Here is a 21,112-nt window from a genome sequence, read left to right on the forward strand (position 1 = left end):
GAGGTAAGAGGAGGGATGAAGGTGGAGAGGAAAGACGAGCTTATCAATATATTTTCCAGGAGCATAAGAGAAATTTTAAACCGGGTGACAATTGACTTTGACGAGGTACAGGAAATCAGGCTCCGGGTAGGGGCTCCTCTTTTAATGGTATACCGGAATGAAGAGTATTATGTGACTTCCAGGGGTTCTTTGAATAAGGAAGGAAAGGATGCCTATGTCGTCTCGAAAAATGAACTTAAGGAAACCATGGAGTACATGAGTAACTATTCTCTGTATGCTTTTGAGGAAGAGATGAAGCAGGGGTTCATTACCATTCAGGGAGGACATCGGATCGGAATCGCAGGAAAAACCATTTTAGACGAATCCGGGATTAAAACCATGAAATACATATCTTTTATCAACGTCCGGCTGTCCCATCAGGTAAGGGGCTGTGCCTCTGAGGTTTTGCCTTATCTTTATGAGGAAGGGAGAGAAATCTATCACACTCTGATCATTTCCCCTCCCAGATGCGGGAAGACCACTCTGCTGAGAGATTTGATCCGCCAGGTTTCCAACGGTTCTGAAGAGCATGCAGGCCTTACTGTGGGTGTGGTTGATGAACGTTCTGAGATTGGGGCCTGTTATCAGGGGATCCCTCAGAATGAACTGGGGATCCGTACCGATATCTTGGACTGCTGTCCAAAGGCAAGAGGAATGATGATGCTGATACGGACCATGTCCCCCAGGGTGATCGCCGTGGACGAGATCGGAAGCCGGGAGGATCTGGAAGCAATGGAATACGTAATGAACTGCGGCTGTAAGTTGATTGCTACGGTTCACGGAAACTCTATAGATGATTTAAAACAGAAGCCGATTTTAAGAAAGTTAGTAGAGGAGCGGATCTTTGAGAGGTATGTGGTCTTAAACAACTTAGGCAGGATCGGAAATATCGATCAGATTTATGACTCCAGGGGAACGCAGCTCTACAAGGCGCAGGTACATCAGATGGGAATACGGTGGGACAGGCAGGAGTGCATGGCTTATGGATAATACATGGCTGCGGATAATAGGTGCGCTTTTAGTCATTATATCATGCTCTGGCCTTGGGTTTTTTATGGCAGCCCAATGGAATGAGCATTTAAGGACTGTAGAAAAGCTTCGAAAAATGATTTTTTTATTAAAAGGCGAGATTGTTTATGCTAAATCCCCTCTAACTGAGGCCTTTGAACGGACCGGCAGAAAGGCTGGGGGCGAGATCGGTGTTTTGTTTGAAAACGTGTCGGAAAGACTTTCCGGACAACAGGGAGAAACCTTTTATACCATTTGGCAGGAGGAAATTGACAAGCTTCCTAAGGAGGTCTGCTTGTCCAAAGAGGACAAACAGAATTTAAAAGGTCTGGGAGAGCATCTGGGCTACTTAGACATGGACATGCAGGAACGGAATATCCTTTTATATCTGGAACAGCTGGACTTAACAATCGGTTATCTGAGAAAACATAAGCAGGAAAAGAGCCGCCTTTATACCAGCCTGGGTATCATGGGCGGTTTATTCCTAACAATCGTAATGTATTAAGGAGGATCGCATGGGAGTCAATTTGATTTTTAAAATTGCAGCAGTTGGAATCCTGGTTTCCGTCATCTGCCAGGTTTTAAAACACAGCGGACGGGAAGAACAGGCATTCTTAACAAGCCTTGCGGGGCTGATCCTGGTACTTTTCTGGCTGGTGCCTTATATTTATCAGTTGTTTGAATCTATTAAAAATTTGTTTGCATTGTAGGTGAGCGCATGACCGTAGTGACCATAGCCATAACAGGAATCGTTGCAGTGCTTTTAGCGGTTTCGTTAAAGGGGATGAAGGGGGAATATGGGACCTATCTGGTCATGGCGGCGGGCTTTTTTATCTTTTTTTACGGCATGGGAAAGCTCACCACCATTCTGGATACCATGAAGGAAATCCAGACCTATATTAAGATTAACAGCATTTATTTAACCACATTGGTAAAGATGATAGGAATTACCTATATTGCAGAATTTGCCGCAGGAATATGCAAGGATGCCGGATATGGAGCAGTAGGGACTCAGATTGAAATATTTGGAAAGCTTTCCGTTTTGGCGGTCAGCATGCCCATTCTCCTTGCGCTCATCGAGACACTGCAGGTATTTTTATCATGACGGGAGGGATAAGGACTATGAAAAGAACCGCCTTTTTCCTGCTGTGCCTTATTAGTTTAATGCTGCTGTTTTTTTGCAAGGACAGCCTGGGAGCGGAAGAAACTTCAGGAAAGGAAGCATCCGTTCCGGCGGATTTAAATCTGGAACAGTATGATTTAACGGATATCCAGAATTTCCTGGACCAATCAAAGGGGGACCAGGGCATGAACCTTTCCTTTAAAACGCTTATGAAGGATCTGATGGATGGAAAACTAAACGAGGTCATGGGACAGGTCGGTAAGGCACTAAAAGATCTGTTGGTGGGGGAAGTAAGAAACAGCGGGCATATGATGGGACAAATCATGGTTCTTGGAATCATTGGAGCAGTATTTTCCAATTTCTCCAGCGTATTTACCGGAAGCCAGATATCAGAAACCGGTTTTTTTGTCACCTACCTGCTTCTGTTTACCTATCTGGCGGCCAGCTTTTTCACAAGCGTAACTATTACGGGGAATGTGGTGGGGCAGATTCTGGATTTTACCAAAGTATTGATGCCTGCCTATTTCCTGGCGGCGGCATTTGCGGGAAGCAGTGCATCAGCCGCAGCTTCCTATGAGTTCACACTGTTTGTCATCGTTGTCGCTCAGTGGCTTTTGGGACAGGTACTTTTAGCACTCATAAGGGTCTATGCTCTTTTGGTCATGGCAGGCCATATTGCAAAGGAAGAAATGCTTTCAAAGCTTACGGAACTGTTGGAGCAGGTAGTTTCCTGGAGCTTAAAAACCCTGGTAGGAGTTGTACTTGGGTTTCATCTCATTCAGTCCATGGTTCTGCCTTATGTGGATTCCATGAAAACGGGAGCCATTCAGAAGCTGATCGGTGCCATTCCGGGAATCGGCCAAGGTGTTAATTCGGTTGCCCAAATGGTTCTTGGTTCCGGGGTACTTATCAAAAACACCATTGGTGCTGCCGGTATTATCGTACTTCTTATCCTTTCCGTGATTCCTCTGATTAAACTGGCGGTGCTCATGGTTTTATACCAGTGCGTTGCAGCTCTTTTGCAGCCGGTCTGTGATAAAAGGATCGTTTCCTGCATTTCAGAAATGGCCAAAGGCCATAAAATGCTGCTGTCTGTAGCGGCATCTGCAGTGATTCTCTTTGTTGTTACCATAGCGCTTGTATGCGCTTCTACCAATGTGACCTATTATACCGGGTGAGTGGCATGGACGAATTGTTTAGCTGGATACGTAATATAACCTATTACCTGATTTTTATAACTGTGGTGGGGAACCTCCTGCCAAATAAAAAATATGAAAAATACATAAAATTATTTGCTGGCATGGTACTGATTCTTTTGGTATTAAAACCAATTACAGGGGGCTTAAGGCTTGATGATACCCTGGCTTACTATTTTGAGTCAATAAGCCTTAAAAAGGAAGCCGGAGAGCTGACAGGGAAGCTTTCAGATATGGAAGGGAAAAGGCTGGAAAGCATGATTGCCAGATACGAAGAGGCGGTTGGAACGGATTTAAAATCCATGGCTGAGACCGACGGTTTTACCTGCAGGGAATCCAGGGCAGTGATTGACCAGAATCAGGAAAGCAGTACCTTTGGCCATGTGGTGCGGGTGACCATGATCCTGACACCGGGAGGAACCGGAGAAGAGGGAACAGATATTGCGGTTTCCGGTAATGGGAGTCCGCCTGTTAAAAAGGTACAGGAAGTGGAAGAAGTGAAAATAGCCGGCCAAGAACCGGAACAGAGTGAGGACAAGGGACTGGAGGGCGTGAGAAAACAGAAGCAGGAAGAAAATTCACGGCTTTCTGGTCTTAGAAGGCGGATTGCGGAATATTATGATTTGGAGGAACAGGATATTGAAATTCAAATGGAAGATGGGAAAGGATAAATGGCTGATCCTGCTGGCGGTTGGAATGATTATCCTGATCCTTACATTTCCCTCCGGTTCGGGTATGGCTGCCAGGGTAGAGAAGACAGCAGAAAGCAAAAACCAGACGGCACTGCAGAAAGGGATTGTGACAGAGCCTGCAGATGGGGAAGCGGCTGTTGCGGCAGGAGCAGACCGGACCTATGAGGAACAACTGGAGGCGAGGGTGAAGAGAATCTTAAAAACCGTGGATGGGGTCGGTCAGGTAGAGGTAATGATCGTACTGAAATCCTCAGAAGAGAAGGTACTCCGTGTCGATAAGGACAGTTCGGATTCATCTACTGAGGAAAAGGACAGCTCCGGGGGAACCAGAAAGATCACCAGCGCAGATCGCAAGGAAAACACGATTCTAACCGGTTCAGGAGAAAATACATCTCCCATTGTGGAGAAAGAGATACGTCCGGAAATAGAAGGAATCATCATCAGTGCCCAGGGCGGTGGCAGTCCTACGGTAAAAGCTGAAATTTCCGGTGCCATGGAAGCATTATTTAACCTGCCCCCACATAAAATAAAAGTATTAAAGAGGGTGGAATAAAAAGGAGTGTCATGTATGAGAAGTTGGAAAACAAGCAATGAGCCCAAAGTCCCTAGAACCCCAAAGAAAATGGATATGAAGAAACTATTCCGAAGAAACCAGATTATTATCACCACCTTAGCCGTTATGATAGCTGCTGCTGGATATTTAAACTATGCAGGAAAACAGGAGGCCGCTTCCGGGACAGACGTCTTCGAAGCTGGCATGACTGATATTTCTGAAGAAGATATTTTAGCGGAAAACCAGTCCCTTACCGGTAGTGATAATCAGGAAATTGCAAGCCTTGACCAGGATGCAGAGGATATTGATAAACTGGCGGCAGCAGAAACCGATGCGGCTTTGCAAAGTGATGGATCGGTGGACTTAGCGGCAAATGAGACACAGGCGGCCCAAACCGGCCTTGACAACCCTGGAGAAGCAGTGCTTACCAGCGGAATGAACGTATCAGAATACATATCCAGCGTACAGTTAAATCGTGAGCAGGTAAGGGCAAAGAATAAGGAAACCTTAATGAACTTAATCAACAATCCAAACATTGAAGAAGCAGCAAAACAGCAGGCCATTCAGGAAATGATCGATATGACGGCTGTTGCTGAAAGAGAAAATGCAGCGGAAACTCTGCTGCTTGCCAAAGGATTTGCAGATCCAGTAGTCAGCATTTCCAGCGGGAAAGTGGATGTTGTCATCAACGCCCCCAGCATTACTGATCCTCAGCGAGCTCAGATTGAGGACATCGTAAAGAGAAAAACGGAAGTGGGAGCGGAAAGTATCGTAATCACTCTTATGAAATTGGAAGAGTAAAAAGCCTTTGCAAACTGCAGACAGTTTTGCTATAATGATTCCAGAGCCTAAAGGTTATACAAATATGAGTACAGGAGGGAATTGCTGTGGCAGAAATGGAAAGCAGAAATACTCACAAGGTATATGAAAAAGATAAAATTGGCGAAGTACAAATTGCGGACGATGTGGTGGCCATCATCGCAGGTCTTGCAGCAACCGAGGTAGAAGGTGTAGATTCCATGGCCGGCAATATCACCAATGAGTTGGTGTCAAAGCTGGGCATGAAAAATTTATCCAAGGGCGTTAAGGTGGAGCTGACAGAAGAACATGTATCTGTGGACTTATCCTTAAACATCAAATACGGTTACAGCATACCTGCAGTCAGTGAGAAGGTTCAGGAAAAGGTGCAGAACGCCATTGAGAACATGACAGGCTTAACGGTTCTGGATGTAAACATCAAGATTGCCGGTGTAGCATTGGAAGAGAATAAATAGATGATAGGTCTATCGCGGGGGCGAACCGGGAAAAGGTTCATGCCCCCGCTTTTCTTTGTGTATAAAAAAATATATAGTTATTGACATGATTTGGGACTTATAAAGGGACAGGTGTTTTCATATATGATGGCTGATAAGGAGAAAGACCGCTACTCGCTGAGGGTAATGACTTTGCTTGGTCTGGTGGTATCGGTAATTATAGGGATATTCGCTTTAAACATTTATTACTTCAAAGAAGTGGAAAAAAGTCTGATAGAGCAGACTTACCAGGATTTAAAAACAGAGAATGATGAAGCATTTAACAATCTTCAGGGTATGATCCGGGAGAGATTTAAAATGCTGGAGGTATTTTCTGCATACAGTGATCTGCCGGAGAAATCGGAAAATGGCGTACGGATTGGAGTTTTCGATGGCAAGGAAATCATGTATTACAGGAATCATGAATCCCAGGCATTAAACGGAGAAAACAGCATTACCAGGCTGCCTTCGGAGGACTTTATTGGTCAGTCAGGAATCGTTCTGTCCGTTCCTGCGGTTAGGGATGGCCAGGCAAGGGGGGTGGTCTGTATGGTGTATACCGCTGAAGAACTGGGGAAATATCTAAACAGTACAGAGTTAAGCCCATATGGTGACAATCTGATTTTCACAAGGTCCGGAGAACTGGTAGTCTCGTGTCCCAGGTATGAAAATTATGCCAACGTTTATGATATACTGCAAACCATGGAATTTAGAGACGAACAGTCTTTTGAGAAGATGAAAAAGGCAGTGGGGAGCGGAACTTCCGGATATGCCGCCTATTATCACAAGGGCAGCGGGGAGCTTCTTTATTATCAGCCGGCGGGAGTTGAAGACTGGATGGTGGCAACCATGGTGAAATCAGAAAGTTATGAGAGCGCTCTTTACAAGATCAGAAAGCTGTCAAAAGTCTTTATTGCGAGCTCAACATTCATGGTGGTCTGTACGGTCCTTCTCATCGTTTGTATTATTTATTTACGTAAAAAGGAATCGAAACAGGCACAAAAGGATTATTTAACAGGTGTTTATAACAGAGAAACAGCTAGAAAATTGGTGGAGCAGAGACTGAAAGGCGGAGGAAAAAAGAGGTTTTATGCCTGCATGTTCCTTGATATTGATGATTTCAAGAAAATTAATGACACCTTCGGCCATCATAAGGGAGATTTGGTTTTAACTCAGGCAGGACAGATCTTAAGCGCCTGTACAAGAAAAGAGGATGTGATTGTCCGTTTTGGCGGAGATGAATTCTGCATCTGGCTGTATGGTTTAAGCGGAAGGAAACAGCCGGAGGCCATTGCGAGACGGATATTAAATGCGTTTCACGCTTCCGGAACCATACATGCAAGCATTGGAATCACCCTGGTAGGAGAGAATGAGACGGAATACGACGCCATTTTACGACGGGCTGATCAGGCATTATATCTGGCAAAGGGAAAAGGAAAAAATCAGTTTGCATTCCAGCTTTAAACCTTAAGGAAACCACAAGGTTTCCACTCCTTGAAAGTCCTTCTGATTTCGGGTATAATGAAGGTTAATGTTTTTAAAATTACTAAAAGGAGAAAAGCATGAATAAGCTTAGACTTGGAATTATTGGAAACGGTTATCTGGGAGAAATTATTGCCGGAGCATGGAGAGATGGTTTATTGCCTGAGTATGAGTTGGTGGGGATCGTCGGAAGGACAAAGGAAAAGACGGATGCCCTGACAAAGGAAATGGGATGCAGCTCCTGTGCAGGAATCGATGACCTGCTGAAATTAAAACCGGATTACATCGCCGAGGCGGCATCTGGGGATTCAGTAAGAGACATGGCGGAGAAGATCCTGGCAAATGGCTGTAATCTCATCGTGCTGTCCATTGGCGCTTTTGCGGACAAAGAATTTTATGAGAAAGTGAAGGCCACGGCCGTAAAACATAATACCAAGGTATATATCGCTTCAGGAGCGGTGGGCGGTTTTGATGTGCTTCGTACGGTTTCTCTCATGGGAGAGGCCACAGCCGGGATTGAGACAAGAAAAGGTCCGGGATCCTTAATGTATACACCTCTTTTTGAGGAACATTTAATGACCGATGAAGAAAGCACCATGGTGTTTGACGGAAATGCAATAGAGGCGATCGGTCTTCTTCCTACAAAAGTAAATGTTGCGGTAGCGTCTTCCCTGGCAACTATCGGTCCGGATAAAACCAGGGTGAACATTCATAGCGTTCCGGGAATGATTGGGGATGACCATAAGATCACTGCGGAAATTGAAGGCGTGAAGGCAGTTGTGGATATTTATTCAAGCACCAGTGCCATTGCCGGTTGGAGTGTTGTGGCTGTCCTGCAGAATATTGTGTCACCAATCGTTTTTTAACCTCATCAAGTAACTGCGATAGCAGCTATGAGGTTATGAGCAAGTAGCGAAGCGGATTGCGAATATAGAGCTTATAGGGAGCTTACAGGAGGATAAGAAGATGTTTGAGAAGTTGGTTGCCATAGAGCCGGTGAGTTTGGTAGAAGAAGCAGAGAAGGAGCTTTTCCGATATGCGAAACAGGTGGTGATGTATGAGGATATTCCCTGCGACGACGAGGAAATCATAAGGAGAATCGGAGATGCGGATGGGGTGCTTTTAAGCTATACCTCCAGAATCAGTCAATTTGTCTTTGAACGGTGTCCTAATATCAAATATGTGGGAATGTGCTGCAGCCTTTATTCAAAGGAGAGCGCTAACGTGGACATTGCCTACGCAGAACAGCATGGAATTACAGTTATGGGTATCCGCGATTACGGCGATGTTGGTGTGGTGGAATACGCAATCTGTGAACTGGTGCGCTTTCTTCATGGATACGACAGGCCTATGTGGAAGGATATGCCGGTAGAGATTACCGGATTAAAGGTAGGAATTGTGGGAATGGGTGTTTCCGGTGGTATGATCGCAAATGCTTTAAAGTTTCTTGGGGCAGATGTTTCCTATTACAGCAGAAGCAGAAAACCACAGTATGAGGAGAATGGAATTGGGTACCATCCATTAGGAGAGCTTTTGGAGAGCAGCGAAGTGGTATTTACCTGTTTGAATAAGAATGTGATCCTGCTCCGCGAAGAGGAATTCGAAAAGCTGGGAAATGGAAAAATCCTGTTTAATACGTCCATTGGGCCTGCCTTTGAACCGGAAGATTTGAAAAAATGGCTGAATTCCGGAGACAACCGGTTTGCCTGTGATACGGCAGGAGCTGCCGGGGACGTGGAGCTTATAAAACACCCCATGGTATTTTGTGTCAATGCATCGGCAGGGAGAACCAGGCAGGCCTTTGGGATTTTAAGCGAAAAGGTGCTTGATAATATCCGGAGGTTTTTGGAGAATAGCAAAATTTCTATTGTATAAAAAACCCTGGTAAGGTATAATAATTCCAAATGTCCAGCAAATCACCAATAGGAGGACCATGGAAAATGACCAGAAGTAAAATGCGCGAACACTGCTTTAAAATGCTCTTTTGTGCGGATTTTTATCCAGCAGAGGAGAAGACAGGGCAGCTTATACAATATTTTGAGGAACCAAAAGAAGATGATCTGAACGCAGAGGGCGTGGAAGAAATCATCCATGATGTAGACATGAGTGAAGAGAATGCTGCTTATTTAAGAGAAAGAGCAGAATCTATTATGATTAAGATCCCGGAGCTGGATTCAAAGATCAACGAAGTGGCCGAAGGATGGAAGACGAAACGTATGGGTAAGGCTGAACTTACCATTCTCCGCTTGGCTCTGTTTGAGATTTTATTTGATGAGGAAGTGCCGGAAAAAGTAGCCATCAATGAGGCTGTGGAACTGGCTAAAAAGTACGGCGGGAATGAAGCTCCGGCATTTATTAACGGAGTCCTGGCAAAGCTGGTGTAAGATATGGCAAGTGTGTATTCCGTTACTCAAGTCAATGCCTATATTAAGAATATGTTTGCCCAGGATTTCGCCTTAAACCGGATCTCCGTGAAGGGTGAAGTGTCCAACTGTAAGTACCATACCTCCGGCCATATTTACTTTACCTTAAAGGACGGGAAATCGTCTATGGCAGCAGTGATGTTTGCCGGGCACAGGAAGGGTCTTGCTTTTACGCTGGAGGAAGGTCAGCAGGTGGTAGTAAAGGGCAGCGTGGAGGTTTATGAGCGGGACGGAAGATACCAGCTCTATGCCCAGGAGATCACAAAAGAAGGAATCGGTGATCTGTTTGAAAGGTTCCAAAAACTGCGTGATGAACTGGAAGAAATGGGGATGTTTTCTCCTGAATATAAGAAACCGATTCCAAAGTACGGGACAACCGTAGGAATCGTAACGGCTCCTACCGGAGCGGCTATCCAGGATATTATAAATATATCGTCCAGACGCAATCCTTATGTACAGCTTTATCTCTACCCGGCGCTTGTCCAGGGAGAGAGCGCAAAGGAAAGCATTGTAAAGGGAATCGAAACCCTGGACCAGATGGGGCTTGATGTCCTGATCGTTGGAAGGGGCGGCGGTTCCATTGAAGATTTATGGGCATTTAATGAGGAAGTTGTGGCAAGGGCTGTTTTTAACTGCAGCACTCCTGTAATTTCTGCGGTAGGCCATGAGACGGATGTGACTATTACTGATTATGTGGCGGACATGCGTGCCCCCACACCATCTGCAGCCGCAGAGCTGGCTGTATTTGATTACAGTCAGTTTGAGGAGCAGATGGAAATGTATGGCCATACGCTCTTAAGGACCGTGGAAAGAAAGCTGGAACGCTACCGGTTTCATGGAAACCAATACGCTTTAAAGTTAAAATTATATGACCCTAAGCGCAGTATCCATGAATGCCGGCAAAGGCTTGTGGATATAGAGGACAAGCTAAAAAGCCTGATTCTCTCCAAAGCGGCCTCAGACCGGGCAAGGGTGGAAGAAGGACAACTTCGTATCAAACAGCTTATAGAAAAGCAGGCGGTCCGTGACAGACACAGACTGGAGATTTTCATCAGCCGCCTGGAAGCAGAATCCCCCCTAAAGAGGATGGGAGGCGGGTATGGTTTTGTAACTGATGGTAAAGACAAGCGGATTGATTCCGTAAAGCAGGTAAAAGCCGGTGACAGGATAGAGCTGAGGCTTAGGGATGGAAGCATGGAGGCGGTGGTTTCCCGTGTTGCCCCGGCAGAATTCGGCTTATTTAGCAGCCAGCAGGAAGGCATTCGTGGAGACAGGTAATAAGGAGAAACGGATTTATGGCGGCAAAAAAAGAAAAAACGATAGAAGAGACATTTGGAGAGCTGGAAGAGCTCATTAAAAAACTGGAAAGCGGAGAGTGCTCCCTGGAGGAATCCTTCCAGTATTATGAGACCGGTATGAAGCTGGTAAAGTTCTGCAATGAAAAAATAGATAACGTGGAAAAGAAGATTATCGTGTTAGAGGAAAATGGTGAGGAACATGAATTATAAAGATATGTTTTCAGCCCGCACAGAGGAAGTAAGGCTTGTTGTTGAATCATACCTGCCTCCTGTGGAGGGCCATCAGAGTACGGTGTTGGCGGCGATGGATTACAGCGTTCGCGCTGGAGGAAAGAGGCTTCGTCCTATGCTGATGGAGGAGACCTACCGCTTATTCGGCGGCCAGGGGAAAGAGATTGAGCCTTTTATGGCGGCGATTGAGATGATTCATACATCCTCCCTGATTCACGATGACCTTCCCTGCATGGATAATGATACCCTTCGCCGGGGACTTCCTACGGCATGGGTTAAATTTGGTTATGACATGGCAGTACTGGCGGGAGACGGTTTGCTGATTTACTCCATGGAGACAGCTGCAAAAGCACTTTCCATGACGGATCGGCCGGACCTGGTTGCCAGGTGCATGGGAATTTTAGCAGAAAAAACCGGAATTTTCGGAATGATAGGCGGTCAGACCGTTGATGTGGAACTGGCTGGTAAGCCTGTTCCAAGGGAAAAGCTTGATTTCATTTACCGGTTGAAGACCGGGGCGCTTTTAGAGGCTGCAATGATGATCGGAGCCGTTCTCGGCGGAGGGGATGAAAAACAACTGAAACTGGTGGAGAAGATGGCCTCCTGTCTGGGACTTGCATTTCAGATTCAGGATGATATCCTGGATTTGACCAGCAGTGCGGAGGTTCTTGGAAAGCATGTGCACAGTGATGAAAAGAACCATAAGACCACCTATGTAACCTTGGAGGGAATTGAAAAGGCGAAGCAGGATGTGGAGAGGATTTCGGAAGAAGCAATTTCCTGCCTCCATGAGCTTCCCGGGCAGAATGAGTTCCTGGAAGCACTGATTCGGATACTTGTGAACAGAGAAAAGTAAGTCGTTTAACGATAAGGCAAAAAAGGATCTGATAAGAATATGATGCTGGAACGAATAAACGGACCTGAGGATATCAAAAAACTGACAAAGCAGGAGCTTGATATTTTAAGTCAGGAAATCCGTGACTTTTTGGTAGGAAAGATAAGCATGACAGGCGGCCATCTGGCTTCCAATTTAGGAGTGGTGGAGCTGACGATGGCGATCTACCTGGCTTTTGACCTTCCAAAGGATAAGGTAATCTGGGATGTAGGGCATCAGTCTTACACTCATAAAATATTAAGCGGCAGGCGAGGGGAATTTGACGACCTGCGGCAATACGGCGGCATGAGCGGCTTTCCAAAGAGAAAGGAAAGTCCTTGTGATGCCTTTGATACCGGACACAGCTCTACTTCCATTTCAGCCGGACTGGGTCTTGCCCAGGCAAGAGATGTGCTGGGAGAGGATCATTTTGTGGTATCCGTAATCGGAGACGGCGCCTTAACAGGCGGCATGGCCTATGAAGCTTTAAACAATGCGGCCAGAATGGACAAGAATTTTATTATTATTCTCAATGACAACAATATGTCCATCTCAGAAAATGTAGGGGGCATGTCAACTTATTTAAACAGCATCCGTACCGGAGAAGGGTATCTGGACTTAAAAAAGCATGTGACTAACGTGCTGTCCCGGATTCCGGTTGTAGGAGAACAGATCATTGATAAGATCAGCAGGACAAAGAACGGCATTAAACAGCTGCTCATACCTGGAATGCTGTTTGAGAATATGGGGATAACCTATCTTGGTCCGGTGGACGGCCATAATATAAAGGCTCTTTCCAGGGCTCTGCGGGAAGCAAAGAAACTTCCTCATACTGTGCTGGTCCATGTGATCACCCAGAAAGGCAAGGGATATGCCCTGGCGGAGAGGAACCCTTCCAAGTTCCATGGAGTGGATCCTTTTGATATCATCACCGGGGAGCCGAAGAAAAAGAAGAATAATCCCAGCTATACGGATGTGTTTTCCAAAACCATCTGCCGTCTGGCTGAGCAAGATAAAAGAATCGTGGCGGTAACGGCAGCCATGCCGGATGGAACAGGTTTAAAGCGGTTTTCCCGCCTGTATCCTGACCGCTTTTTTGACGTTGGTATTGCAGAAGAGCATGCGGTGACTTCGGCGGCTGGAATGGCGGCAGGCGGCTTAAAGCCGGTTGTGGCCGTTTATTCGTCTTTTTTGCAGCGCGGCTTTGATCAGATCCTCCATGATGTGTGCATTCAGAATCTGCCTGTGGTCTTTGCCATAGACCGGGCAGGGCTTGTGGGAAGTGATGGGGAGACCCATCAGGGGATTTTTGACTTATCCTATTTGACTGCAATCCCTAATATGAGCGTGTTTGCGCCGAAAAACTTATGGGAGCTTATGGATGGGATGGAGTTTGCCCTATCCTACAATGGCCCATTTGCAGTGCGTTATCCAAGAGGAGAGGCTTACCAGGGCTTAAAGGGTTTTCGTGCTCCCATTGAATACGGTAAGGGAGAGATGCTCTATGAGGAAAAGGATATTGCACTTTTGGCAGTAGGAAGCATGGTGAGCACGGGAGAGCATGTAAGACAAAAACTTAAGGCAGAAGGATGGAATTGTTCTCTGGCCAACGGACGCTTTGTGAAGCCATTTGACCAGGAATTGGTGGATCGTCTGGCAAAGAATCATTGGCTGATAGCGATTATGGAAGAAAATGTCCTCCAGGGAGGTTTTGGTCCCGGGGTCACCGCCTATATCCATGAGCACCATCCACATGTAAAGGTTATCAATATCGCCTTACCGGATGCTTATGTGGAGCATGGCAACGTATCTCTGCTCCGGAAGGGGCTGGGGATTGACAGCAATTCTATTATATGGCGGCTCAAAAAGGAATATCTCGATACGGAGCGCCAGAACGCAGAATGGAAAAAAATTAAAGATAAAACAAGGGAAATGGAAAAGGCATGAAAGAACGGTTGGATGTGCTTTTAGTAAAACATGGACTGGCTGAATCCAGGGAAAAGGCTAAGGCTATCATTATGTCCGGGATCGTCTATGTAGACGGGGATAAGGAAGACAAAGCCGGTACCACATTTGAAGAAACTGCAAACATCGAGGTAAGAGGTAGCACCTTGCGATACGTAAGCCGTGGTGGTCTGAAGCTTGAAAAGGCCATGACTCATTTTGATGTAACGCTGGAAGGAAAAGTGTGCATGGATGTGGGCTCCTCCACAGGCGGTTTTACAGACTGCATGCTTCAGAACGGAGCCGTTAAGGTTTATGCAGTGGATGTGGGCCACGGTCAGCTTGCATGGAAGCTGAGGAACGATGATCGCGTGGTGTGTATGGAAAAGACCAATATCCGCTATGTTACTCCTGTGGATCTGGCCGACCAAATAGAATTTTCCTCTATTGATGTTTCCTTTATTTCCCTGACAAAGGTATTAGGACCTGTGAAAGCTCTCCTTACGGATGAAGGGGAAGTTGTTTGCCTTATAAAGCCCCAGTTTGAAGCCGGTCGGGAAAAAGTGGGAAAAAAAGGCGTGGTAAGGGAAAAATCCGTCCATCTGGAGGTGATCCAGATGATTATTTCCCATGCAATAAGCATTGGGTTTGAAGTGCTTCATCTGGAATACTCCCCTATTAAGGGGCCGGAAGGGAATATTGAGTATCTCCTTCACTTAAAAAATCATCAGTCAGGTGAGGCATGTCCGGAAAGTGGTCTTGACCCGGAACGGATCGTGAACGAGGCCCATGGGAATTTAACAGGAAACTAAAAGCCTGTTAGGAGCAAGCAGTAAAGCAGATTAAGAGTATCCTTGCAGGTAAGGAGTTATATTATGAAATATTTTTATGTAATCATGAATCCTGACAAAGAAGGGGCCAGGGAGACTGCGAAGGCCATTCGTGACTATCTTACCGGTCATGGGGCGGTCTGTCTGATCAGTGGAGAAGGCCAGGAAAAGCGGCAGGGGAAAAGCCATTATACCGATGCTGCCATGGTGCCGGAAGAGACGGAGTGCCTCATCACTTTAGGCGGAGACGGGACCCTTATACAGGCAGCCAGAGACTTAGCGGGACGGAATATCCCCATGATCGGAATCAATCGGGGTACCCTTGGGTACTTAACCCAGGTATCCCGCACGGAGGATATCAACGATGCTCTTTCTGCCCTTCTTGCCAATGATTATAAGCTGGAAGATCGGATGATGTTAGACGGATGTATTTACCGCAAGGGAACGGCTGTATGCCAGGATATTGCCTTAAATGAAATCGTCATAACCCGGAGCGAGCAATTAAAGATGCTTCAGTTTAAGGTTTATGTAAATCAGGAGTTTTTAAACGAATACCGGGCAGATGGGCTTATCGCAGCAACACCCACCGGCTCCACCGCTTACAATCTTTCCGCAGGAGGACCTATCATTGTTCCGGATTCCAAAATGGTGGTCCTGACGCCTATTTGCTCCCATGCCCTGGGAACAAGGAGCATCGTCCTTTCTGCAGATGACTGGATTCAGATAGAGATGACGGGAAAAAAGGGCGTAAGCCAAGCAGCGGTATTTGACGGAGATACGACAACGGAGCTTTATCCGGGAGATTGCATCGAAATACGCCGGTCAGATATTAAGACCATTCTGATAAAGCTGAAAAATATATCATTTTTAGATAACCTGCGCAACAAGATGGCTGGTATATAGGGAGGGGCACTATGAAACTGGAACGACACAGCAAGATTGTGGAACTTATTGGAAAGCACGAGATTGAAACCCAGGAGGAGCTGGCAGATTATTTGAATCAGGCAGGCTTTGCGGTCACTCAGGCGACGGTTTCCAGAGACATCAGAGAGCTGAAGCTGACTAAGGTTCAGTCTGAGTCAGGAAAGCAGAGGTATGTGGTACTTCAAAACCAGGGTTCTTTCAGCGACAAATATATCCGGATCCTGCGGGATGGCTTTTTATCTATGGACATGGCGCAGAATATTCTGGTAATTAAGACTGTATCCGGCATGGCAATGGCAGTGGCGGCGGCTCTTGATGCCCTTCATTTCGGTGAGATGGTGGGCTGCATTGCAGGAGACGATACCATCATGTGCGCCATTCGGAGCGCTGATGATACCATACTTATGATGGACAAACTAAAAAAACTCATTACGGGATAAAGGAGGCCGCCATGCTTTCAGAATTACACGTAAAGAACTTAGCCCTGATCGAAAAAGCCGATGTGGAATTTGGACAGGGCTTTAATGTCCTGACCGGTGAAACCGGAGCCGGTAAATCCATTATTATCGGTTCGGTTACCATTGCCCTGGGGGGCAAAACGCCAAAGGATATTATTAGAAAGGGTGCAGATTACGCCTATATTGAACTGATCTTTACGGTCAGTGACCCGGGGAAAGTCCGCCTGTTAAAGGCGTTTGATGTCTATCCGGATGGAGACGGCACAGTGATCATATCAAAGAAGATCATGCCCTCCAGAAGTTTAAGTAAAATCAATGATGAAACCGTCACTGCGGGAAAGCTGCGGGAAATCACGGGCCTTCTCATCGATATTCATGGACAGCATGAACATCAGTCTTTACTCTACAAATCAAAACATCTTGAGATCCTGGACCGCTACCAGGAGAAAAAGTCCCATGAGCTAAAAGAGAATATTGCAGATACCTATCGGGAATATGTCGGGTTAAAAGACCGTCTTTCCACCTTCCAGCTGGATGAGGAAGCCAGGCTCAGAGAAATGGACTTTATCCGCTACGAGATAGAAGAGATTGAAAATGCAGGGCTAAAGGAAGGGGAAAAGGAGGAACTGACCTCCAGATACCGTCTTTTTTTGAATGCAAAAAAAATATCCGAAAGCCTTTCCACCGCTTATTCTGCTGTGGATACGGATTTTATCAGCCGTGCTTTAAAAGCGGTGGAAACAGTTGCCTCCTATGATGACAGGCTTTCTGTCATAAGGGACCAACTTTTTGATGCCGATTCCATTTTAAGCGATATCAGCCGGGAAATAACTTCTTATATGGATGATATGTCCTTTGACGAAGATGAATACAGACAGATGGAAGAACGGCTTGATGTTCTACATAACCTTGAAGCCAAATATGGCGGAAGCTTAAGTCAGATATTTGTAAATCTGGAAGAGAAACAGAAACGCCTGGAAGAGTTGGAGGATTATGACGGGGCCAGGAAAAGAACAGCAGAAGAACTCCAAAAGGTCACAGACCGTCTGGAGCTTCTTTCCGTGCAATTATCCGAAATGAGAAAGCATACGGCCAAGGAACTGACAGAAAAAATAAGAGAAGGTCTTAAAGATTTAAATTTCATTGATGTGGAATTTTCCATGGAATTCTCACGCCTTGGCCACTATACAGCGAACGGCTTTGATGAGGCGGAATTTTTGATTTCAACGAACCCGGGAGAGTCTTTAAAGCCTTTGGGTATGGTAGCTTCCGGCGGTGAGCTGTCCAGAATCATGCTGGCCATTAAGACCGTGTTGGCGGATACCGATGACATACCGACTTTGATTTTTGATGAGATCGATACCGGAATCAGCGGACGTACGGCTCAGAAGGTATCGGAAAAGCTGGCCTATATTGCCGGGAACCATCAGGTGATCTGCATCACCCATCTGCCCCAGATCGCTGCAATGGCTGATTGCCATTACGAGATTGCCAAGGCGGTGGAAGAGGGCCGTACAGCCACTTCCATACACCCTTTAAGCGGGGAAGAGGTGGTAGAGGAGCTGGCAAGGCTTTTGGGTGGCGCAGAGATAACCGAGGCGGTGAGAGCCAATGCAAGGGAGATGAAGCGGCTGGCAAAAGAAGACAGACGTCCGGGAGAATGAGAACATGATTGGACTTGGAACACTGATAAATGTGGCGGGAATTGCGGCAGGAGGCTTGGGAGGCCTCCTCTTTGGGAAGAAGATGGAGGAGCGTTACCAACGTACGCTGATGAGTGGGGCAGGGATATGTGTGCTGTTTCTTGGAATTGAGGGCGTTATGGAAGAAATGCTGGTCATACGGCAGGGAGCGCTTGCCGGCAGAGGAACGATAATGCTCATCCTATCTTTTTTCATTGGATCGCTTCTTGGAGAGTGGATGAACATTGAGTCAGCCATGGAGCGGTTTGGAGAGTGGCTTAAAAGAATAACCAACAGCGGCGGCGATGCAAAGTTTGTAGACGGTTTTGTGACAGCCTCCCTTACGGTTTGCATCGGAGCCATGGCAGTGGTAGGTGCCATCAAGGATGGTATTTCCGGGGATTATTCAATTCTTGCTGCCAAAGCTCTTCTGGATTTAATCATCATTCTTGTCATGACTGTTTCTCTGGGAAAAGGCTGCATCTTTTCGGCTATTCCGGTAGCCCTGTTTCAGGGAACCATAACCCTTCTGGCAAGATTAATTGAACCCTTTATGACGGCTCAGGCTCTGTCTAATTTATCTTTGACCGGTTCCGTCCTGATCTTTTGCGTTGGTATGAATCTTATCTGGGGAAAGATGATAAAGGTCGCCAATCTGCTTCCGGCTATCTTTTTGGCAGTGGCTTTTGCTTTTATTCCTTAGGACCTGTCCATTGAGAAAGGAAAAATCATTGAAGGAATTTATTGCTGAATGTGTAAATATCTTAGGTAGTTTTTGCGGGAAGAGGGATGTTCCTGCATTGACACCAGAGGATTTAAGTAAGAAATATGGAATAGAACAAGCAGACGTAATGGTTCTTTTCGGCGGCAGCATTCTATGCGGCGGTGATATTCTGGCTCATGCAATGAAAAAAGGGATAGCAAAAAAATACATCATTGCAGGCGGGGCAGGTCATACAACGGAAACCCTGCGTATAAAAATGCATGAAGAATTCCCTGATATAGAAACAGCCGGTTTGCCGGAAGCAAAGATATTTGAAGCATATATCGAACACCGTTACGGATTAAAGGCAGATTATTTGGAATGTAATTCTACAAATTGCGGAAACAATATAACGTATCTTTTGGAACTGCTGAAGGGAAACAACATTTCTTTCAACAGCATGATACTTGCACAAGATGCCTCTATGCAGCACCGAATGGAAGCAGGGCTCCGGAAGTATGTTGCTGAAGATGTAATTATCATTAATTATGCCGTATACTGCGCACATGTGATTGTAAAAGATTCAGAACTTGCATTTGAAGAAGAGATATGGGGAATGTGGGATATGGACAGGTATATAACCCTGTTAATGGGCGAGATTCCCCGATTGTCAGACAATGCAGACGGATATGGGCCGAAAGGAAAAGGGTATATTTCTCATGTGGATATACCGAAAGAAGCAGAAGATGCTTTTGAAGAATTGAAAAGGGAATACGCTGATTTGGTTCGTGCAGCTAATCCTTTGTATGCGTCAGCAAGATAATCTTTTTACCTGTGCATTTACCGTTTTCGAATCTCATTTCTATTCATACAGATTTGAGTTGTGTCTTGGGGTATAAAATGCCGCATACCGCAAAAACATTATGTTTTTGCAGGAAGCGGCATCTTTTCATATCTGACCTCTTTGCTTGGATCATGCTTATTTTTTATTGAGCCTTTCTACGATTTCAAGATAACGTTTTGTTGCTAATGCACTTGGCGCCCCCTTTTTGCAGAAAGAGAGTTTTGCCAATTTAGGGACCACGCGCTCAACGATAATCTGACCGTCAACCGTTTTTGATTTCAAGCATTCAAATGCTTCCAGGAAACGGCTGTCATTCTTTGCCCGGTCATAAAAAGATAAAATATAGACATATTCAAACAGATTATAATTACGAAATGGATATTCAACCTGCATAAACAGCGTACCAATACCATAATGGCAAGGTCCCATGGGTTTCCGAATAACCCAATGTTCAAGCAAAAAATCTACCGCTTTATCAAGGGCCTGTTCTTTATTTAGATAATCACTGAAACGAAAGGCATCAAGTATATTCAGTGTAGGCTTCGGATTGGAATACTCCGTTTCTTCCCCATGTCCGTAGGAAAACTTATTGCAACGCCAGCCTCCGTCTTTGTATTGTGTATCCAATAGATGACGAAAGGTATTTTGAATTCGGTTATCAGAAACATACCCCAAATGACATAATACATTGGCAGCTATTGCCGTTTGACATGGAAGAATACTACCTTTGGGATATATTTTAAAACGCCCGTCTTCCTGCCATACACTGAAAATTAAATCAGCAGCAGCTTTTAAAACAGGATCTTCAGGCGGCATTCCAAGTTCCGATAAATAAAGCGCACAATCAAAAGTCGAAAACGGAGCTCCTTTCAAAAGTCGTTTATCAGGAGTTGCCCAAAGGTCAGCCCCATTGTCATGTCTATGAGATAATATCGTTTCTACATCTGATAAATATTCATTTTTCACCGCCATTTTATTGTCCTCCCCTACAACAACCCAAACTTTATGGTATAAAAACTAATTCAAACTCCTCGCATACGACTGGCATATCTTCATCAAATAATTTTCCGATTTCAGCCATTTCTTTACTGAAAAATTCATCGTGTACGTTTCTCCAATATTCCAATGAACCATCGCCTTCGCCTTCTTTCCCAGCATGTTCCTTGCGAACCTCCCTAAATGGAACAATATAAACTTTTGTTGTTTTAATAATACATACCGCTTCATTCTTTGAGTCGAGAATAACGCTGTAATCTCCGTTTTTTGGTAGTGCTTCGTTTTCCGCTTCGTATATAGGATATGCAGAGGCTGTCCCGGTCTTAATGCCTCTTAATACTAAATCTGCCAGTTCATCGGCAGCAGCACCAAACGCCCATGATTGATATTGCATTTCCTTAATTTGATTTTTTGACACAAATTTATTCCACATTTGTTCTGCATTCATTCTATTTTAATCACCTTTTCTTTCCGTATTTTTAAAACCGAAAAAGATAAACTCGCTTCGTATCAGTTTCTC

25 protein-coding genes are annotated in these 21,112 nt (G+C 45.4%); 23 read left to right on the forward strand and 2 right to left on the reverse strand.

Annotated elements, in window-relative coordinates:
* The first annotated feature begins 21 nt into the window (after positions 1-21).
* From spoIIIAA to ACHZES_RS20085, 23 genes are all read left to right on the forward strand, one after another.
* Positions 22-1,029, forward strand: coding sequence for a stage III sporulation protein AA (gene spoIIIAA, locus ACHZES_RS19975; protein ID WP_395546367.1), 1,008 nt, complete (start codon positions 22-24; stop codon positions 1,027-1,029).
* On the forward strand, positions 1,022-1,552 hold the full coding sequence (locus tag ACHZES_RS19980) for a stage III sporulation protein AB (protein ID WP_395546368.1): 531 nt from the start codon (positions 1,022-1,024) through the stop codon (positions 1,550-1,552). Before spoIIIAA ends, ACHZES_RS19980 begins: the two co-directional genes overlap by 8 nt.
* Positions 1,553-1,562: 10 nt before the next feature.
* Positions 1,563-1,757: a stage III sporulation protein AC gene (gene spoIIIAC / locus ACHZES_RS19985; protein ID WP_013273849.1), complete on the forward strand. Its 195-nt coding sequence runs from the start codon at positions 1,563-1,565 to the stop codon at positions 1,755-1,757.
* Positions 1,758-1,765: 8 nt separating this feature from the next.
* Positions 1,766-2,152 (forward strand): stage III sporulation protein AD, encoded by a 387-nt coding sequence (gene spoIIIAD / locus ACHZES_RS19990; RefSeq protein WP_038277071.1) that lies wholly within the window; start codon positions 1,766-1,768, stop codon positions 2,150-2,152.
* Between the two features lie 17 nt (positions 2,153-2,169).
* Positions 2,170-3,348 carry a stage III sporulation protein AE gene (locus ACHZES_RS19995; protein WP_395546369.1) on the forward strand — a complete coding sequence of 393 codons (1,179 nt, stop codon included), beginning with the start codon at positions 2,170-2,172 and terminating at the stop codon, positions 3,346-3,348.
* 5 nt (positions 3,349-3,353) lie between these two features.
* Positions 3,354-4,037 (forward strand): stage III sporulation protein AF, encoded by a 684-nt coding sequence (locus ACHZES_RS20000; RefSeq protein ID WP_154523152.1) that lies wholly within the window; start codon positions 3,354-3,356, stop codon positions 4,035-4,037.
* Positions 3,985-4,611 carry a stage III sporulation protein AG gene (locus ACHZES_RS20005; protein ID WP_038277074.1) on the forward strand — a complete coding sequence of 209 codons (627 nt, stop codon included), beginning with the start codon at positions 3,985-3,987 and terminating at the stop codon, positions 4,609-4,611. The genes ACHZES_RS20000 and ACHZES_RS20005 overlap by 53 nt, the downstream gene beginning before the upstream one ends.
* 15 nt (positions 4,612-4,626) lie before the next feature.
* Positions 4,627-5,412 (forward strand): SpoIIIAH-like family protein, encoded by a 786-nt coding sequence (locus ACHZES_RS20010; RefSeq protein WP_195841115.1) that lies wholly within the window; start codon positions 4,627-4,629, stop codon positions 5,410-5,412.
* 95 nt (positions 5,413-5,507) lie between these two features.
* On the forward strand, positions 5,508-5,885 hold the full coding sequence (locus ACHZES_RS20015; protein ID WP_038277412.1) for an Asp23/Gls24 family envelope stress response protein: 378 nt from the start codon (positions 5,508-5,510) through the stop codon (positions 5,883-5,885).
* Positions 5,886-6,008: 123 nt separating this feature from the next.
* Positions 6,009-7,367, forward strand: coding sequence for a sensor domain-containing diguanylate cyclase (locus ACHZES_RS20020; protein ID WP_038277075.1), 1,359 nt, complete (start codon positions 6,009-6,011; stop codon positions 7,365-7,367).
* A gap of 98 nt (positions 7,368-7,465) precedes the next feature.
* Positions 7,466-8,251, forward strand: coding sequence for an aspartate dehydrogenase domain-containing protein (locus ACHZES_RS20025; protein ID WP_395546370.1), 786 nt, complete (start codon positions 7,466-7,468; stop codon positions 8,249-8,251).
* 100 nt (positions 8,252-8,351) lie between these two features.
* Positions 8,352-9,260, forward strand: coding sequence for an NAD(P)-dependent oxidoreductase (locus tag ACHZES_RS20030; protein WP_154523158.1), 909 nt, complete (start codon positions 8,352-8,354; stop codon positions 9,258-9,260).
* A gap of 65 nt (positions 9,261-9,325) precedes the next feature.
* Positions 9,326-9,769 carry a transcription antitermination factor NusB gene (nusB, locus tag ACHZES_RS20035; RefSeq protein WP_038277081.1) on the forward strand — a complete coding sequence of 148 codons (444 nt, stop codon included), beginning with the start codon at positions 9,326-9,328 and terminating at the stop codon, positions 9,767-9,769.
* Positions 9,770-9,772: 3 nt separating this feature from the next.
* Complete coding sequence (gene xseA / locus ACHZES_RS20040) at positions 9,773-11,086, forward strand: exodeoxyribonuclease VII large subunit (protein ID WP_395546371.1); 1,314 nt, start codon at positions 9,773-9,775, stop codon at positions 11,084-11,086.
* Between the two features lie 17 nt (positions 11,087-11,103).
* The gene (xseB, locus tag ACHZES_RS20045) at positions 11,104-11,316 is read left to right on the forward strand and encodes an exodeoxyribonuclease VII small subunit (protein ID WP_038277086.1); all 213 of its coding nucleotides are present in this window, start codon (positions 11,104-11,106) and stop codon (positions 11,314-11,316) included.
* A complete protein-coding gene (locus tag ACHZES_RS20050) occupies positions 11,306-12,193 on the forward strand; it encodes a polyprenyl synthetase family protein (RefSeq protein ID WP_154523164.1) in 888 nt (295 codons plus the stop codon). The genes xseB and ACHZES_RS20050 overlap by 11 nt, the downstream gene beginning before the upstream one ends.
* 39 nt (positions 12,194-12,232) lie before the next feature.
* The gene (gene dxs, locus ACHZES_RS20055) at positions 12,233-14,158 is read left to right on the forward strand and encodes a 1-deoxy-D-xylulose-5-phosphate synthase (protein ID WP_154523167.1); all 1,926 of its coding nucleotides are present in this window, start codon (positions 12,233-12,235) and stop codon (positions 14,156-14,158) included.
* Positions 14,155-14,967 (forward strand): TlyA family RNA methyltransferase, encoded by an 813-nt coding sequence (locus ACHZES_RS20060; RefSeq protein WP_038277091.1) that lies wholly within the window; start codon positions 14,155-14,157, stop codon positions 14,965-14,967. Before dxs ends, ACHZES_RS20060 begins: the two co-directional genes overlap by 4 nt.
* Before the next feature lie 63 nt (positions 14,968-15,030).
* Entirely contained in the window at positions 15,031-15,888 is an 858-nt protein-coding gene (locus ACHZES_RS20065) for an NAD(+)/NADH kinase (RefSeq protein ID WP_038277093.1), read from the forward strand.
* Positions 15,889-15,899: 11 nt separating this feature from the next.
* Positions 15,900-16,349, forward strand: coding sequence for an arginine repressor (gene argR / locus ACHZES_RS20070; RefSeq protein WP_038277094.1), 450 nt, complete (start codon positions 15,900-15,902; stop codon positions 16,347-16,349).
* Between the two features lie 11 nt (positions 16,350-16,360).
* Positions 16,361-18,031, forward strand: a complete 1,671-nt coding sequence (gene recN, locus ACHZES_RS20075) for a DNA repair protein RecN (protein WP_038277095.1) — start codon at positions 16,361-16,363, stop codon at positions 18,029-18,031.
* A 4-nt stretch (positions 18,032-18,035) separates the two neighbouring features.
* Positions 18,036-18,752: a DUF554 domain-containing protein gene (locus ACHZES_RS20080; RefSeq protein ID WP_038277097.1), complete on the forward strand. Its 717-nt coding sequence runs from the start codon at positions 18,036-18,038 to the stop codon at positions 18,750-18,752.
* Between the two features lie 28 nt (positions 18,753-18,780).
* Positions 18,781-19,575 carry a YdcF family protein gene (locus ACHZES_RS20085; RefSeq protein WP_395546372.1) on the forward strand — a complete coding sequence of 265 codons (795 nt, stop codon included), beginning with the start codon at positions 18,781-18,783 and terminating at the stop codon, positions 19,573-19,575.
* 156 nt (positions 19,576-19,731) lie between these two features.
* Here the strand turns inward: ACHZES_RS20085 and ACHZES_RS20090 are convergent, their stop codons facing one another.
* Together ACHZES_RS20090 and ACHZES_RS20095 are read right to left on the reverse strand one after the other, a co-directional pair.
* Positions 19,732-20,568 carry a prenyltransferase gene (locus ACHZES_RS20090; protein ID WP_395546373.1) on the reverse strand — a complete coding sequence of 279 codons (837 nt, stop codon included), beginning with the start codon at positions 20,566-20,568 and terminating at the stop codon, positions 19,732-19,734.
* 31 nt (positions 20,569-20,599) lie between these two features.
* Positions 20,600-21,040: an ASCH domain-containing protein gene (locus tag ACHZES_RS20095; protein ID WP_038277103.1), complete on the reverse strand. Its 441-nt coding sequence runs from the start codon at positions 21,038-21,040 to the stop codon at positions 20,600-20,602.
* Between the last annotated feature and the right edge of the window lie 72 nt (positions 21,041-21,112).

The organism is Lacrimispora sanguinis, assembly GCF_044987295.1.
In the GTDB taxonomy this organism is placed as follows: Bacteria; Bacillota; Clostridia; order Lachnospirales; family Lachnospiraceae; genus Lacrimispora; species Lacrimispora celerecrescens_B.

Coding starts and splice junctions, on each gene's coding strand:
- ACHZES_RS19980 (WP_395546368.1), top strand. CDS start 1,022: ATGGATAATACATGGCTGCGGATAATAGGTGCGCTTTTAGTCATTATA.
- spoIIIAC (WP_013273849.1), top strand. CDS start 1,563: ATGGGAGTCAATTTGATTTTTAAAATTGCAGCAGTTGGAATCCTGGTT.
- spoIIIAD (WP_038277071.1), top strand. CDS start 1,766: ATGACCGTAGTGACCATAGCCATAACAGGAATCGTTGCAGTGCTTTTA.
- ACHZES_RS19995 (WP_395546369.1), top strand. CDS start 2,170: ATGAAAAGAACCGCCTTTTTCCTGCTGTGCCTTATTAGTTTAATGCTG.
- ACHZES_RS20000 (WP_154523152.1), top strand. CDS start 3,354: ATGGACGAATTGTTTAGCTGGATACGTAATATAACCTATTACCTGATT.
- ACHZES_RS20005 (WP_038277074.1), top strand. CDS start 3,985: ATGATTTGGAGGAACAGGATATTGAAATTCAAATGGAAGATGGGAAAG.
- ACHZES_RS20010 (WP_195841115.1), top strand. CDS start 4,627: ATGAGAAGTTGGAAAACAAGCAATGAGCCCAAAGTCCCTAGAACCCCA.
- ACHZES_RS20015 (WP_038277412.1), top strand. CDS start 5,508: ATGGAAAGCAGAAATACTCACAAGGTATATGAAAAAGATAAAATTGGC.
- ACHZES_RS20020 (WP_038277075.1), top strand. CDS start 6,009: ATGATGGCTGATAAGGAGAAAGACCGCTACTCGCTGAGGGTAATGACT.
- ACHZES_RS20025 (WP_395546370.1), top strand. CDS start 7,466: ATGAATAAGCTTAGACTTGGAATTATTGGAAACGGTTATCTGGGAGAA.
- ACHZES_RS20030 (WP_154523158.1), top strand. CDS start 8,352: ATGTTTGAGAAGTTGGTTGCCATAGAGCCGGTGAGTTTGGTAGAAGAA.
- nusB (WP_038277081.1), top strand. CDS start 9,326: ATGACCAGAAGTAAAATGCGCGAACACTGCTTTAAAATGCTCTTTTGT.
- xseA (WP_395546371.1), top strand. CDS start 9,773: ATGGCAAGTGTGTATTCCGTTACTCAAGTCAATGCCTATATTAAGAAT.
- xseB (WP_038277086.1), top strand. CDS start 11,104: ATGGCGGCAAAAAAAGAAAAAACGATAGAAGAGACATTTGGAGAGCTG.
- ACHZES_RS20050 (WP_154523164.1), top strand. CDS start 11,306: ATGAATTATAAAGATATGTTTTCAGCCCGCACAGAGGAAGTAAGGCTT.
- dxs (WP_154523167.1), top strand. CDS start 12,233: ATGATGCTGGAACGAATAAACGGACCTGAGGATATCAAAAAACTGACA.
- ACHZES_RS20060 (WP_038277091.1), top strand. CDS start 14,155: ATGAAAGAACGGTTGGATGTGCTTTTAGTAAAACATGGACTGGCTGAA.
- ACHZES_RS20065 (WP_038277093.1), top strand. CDS start 15,031: ATGAAATATTTTTATGTAATCATGAATCCTGACAAAGAAGGGGCCAGG.
- argR (WP_038277094.1), top strand. CDS start 15,900: ATGAAACTGGAACGACACAGCAAGATTGTGGAACTTATTGGAAAGCAC.
- recN (WP_038277095.1), top strand. CDS start 16,361: ATGCTTTCAGAATTACACGTAAAGAACTTAGCCCTGATCGAAAAAGCC.
- ACHZES_RS20080 (WP_038277097.1), top strand. CDS start 18,036: ATGATTGGACTTGGAACACTGATAAATGTGGCGGGAATTGCGGCAGGA.
- ACHZES_RS20090 (WP_395546373.1), bottom strand. CDS start 20,568: ATGGCGGTGAAAAATGAATATTTATCAGATGTAGAAACGATATTATCT.
- ACHZES_RS20095 (WP_038277103.1), bottom strand. CDS start 21,040: ATGAATGCAGAACAAATGTGGAATAAATTTGTGTCAAAAAATCAAATT.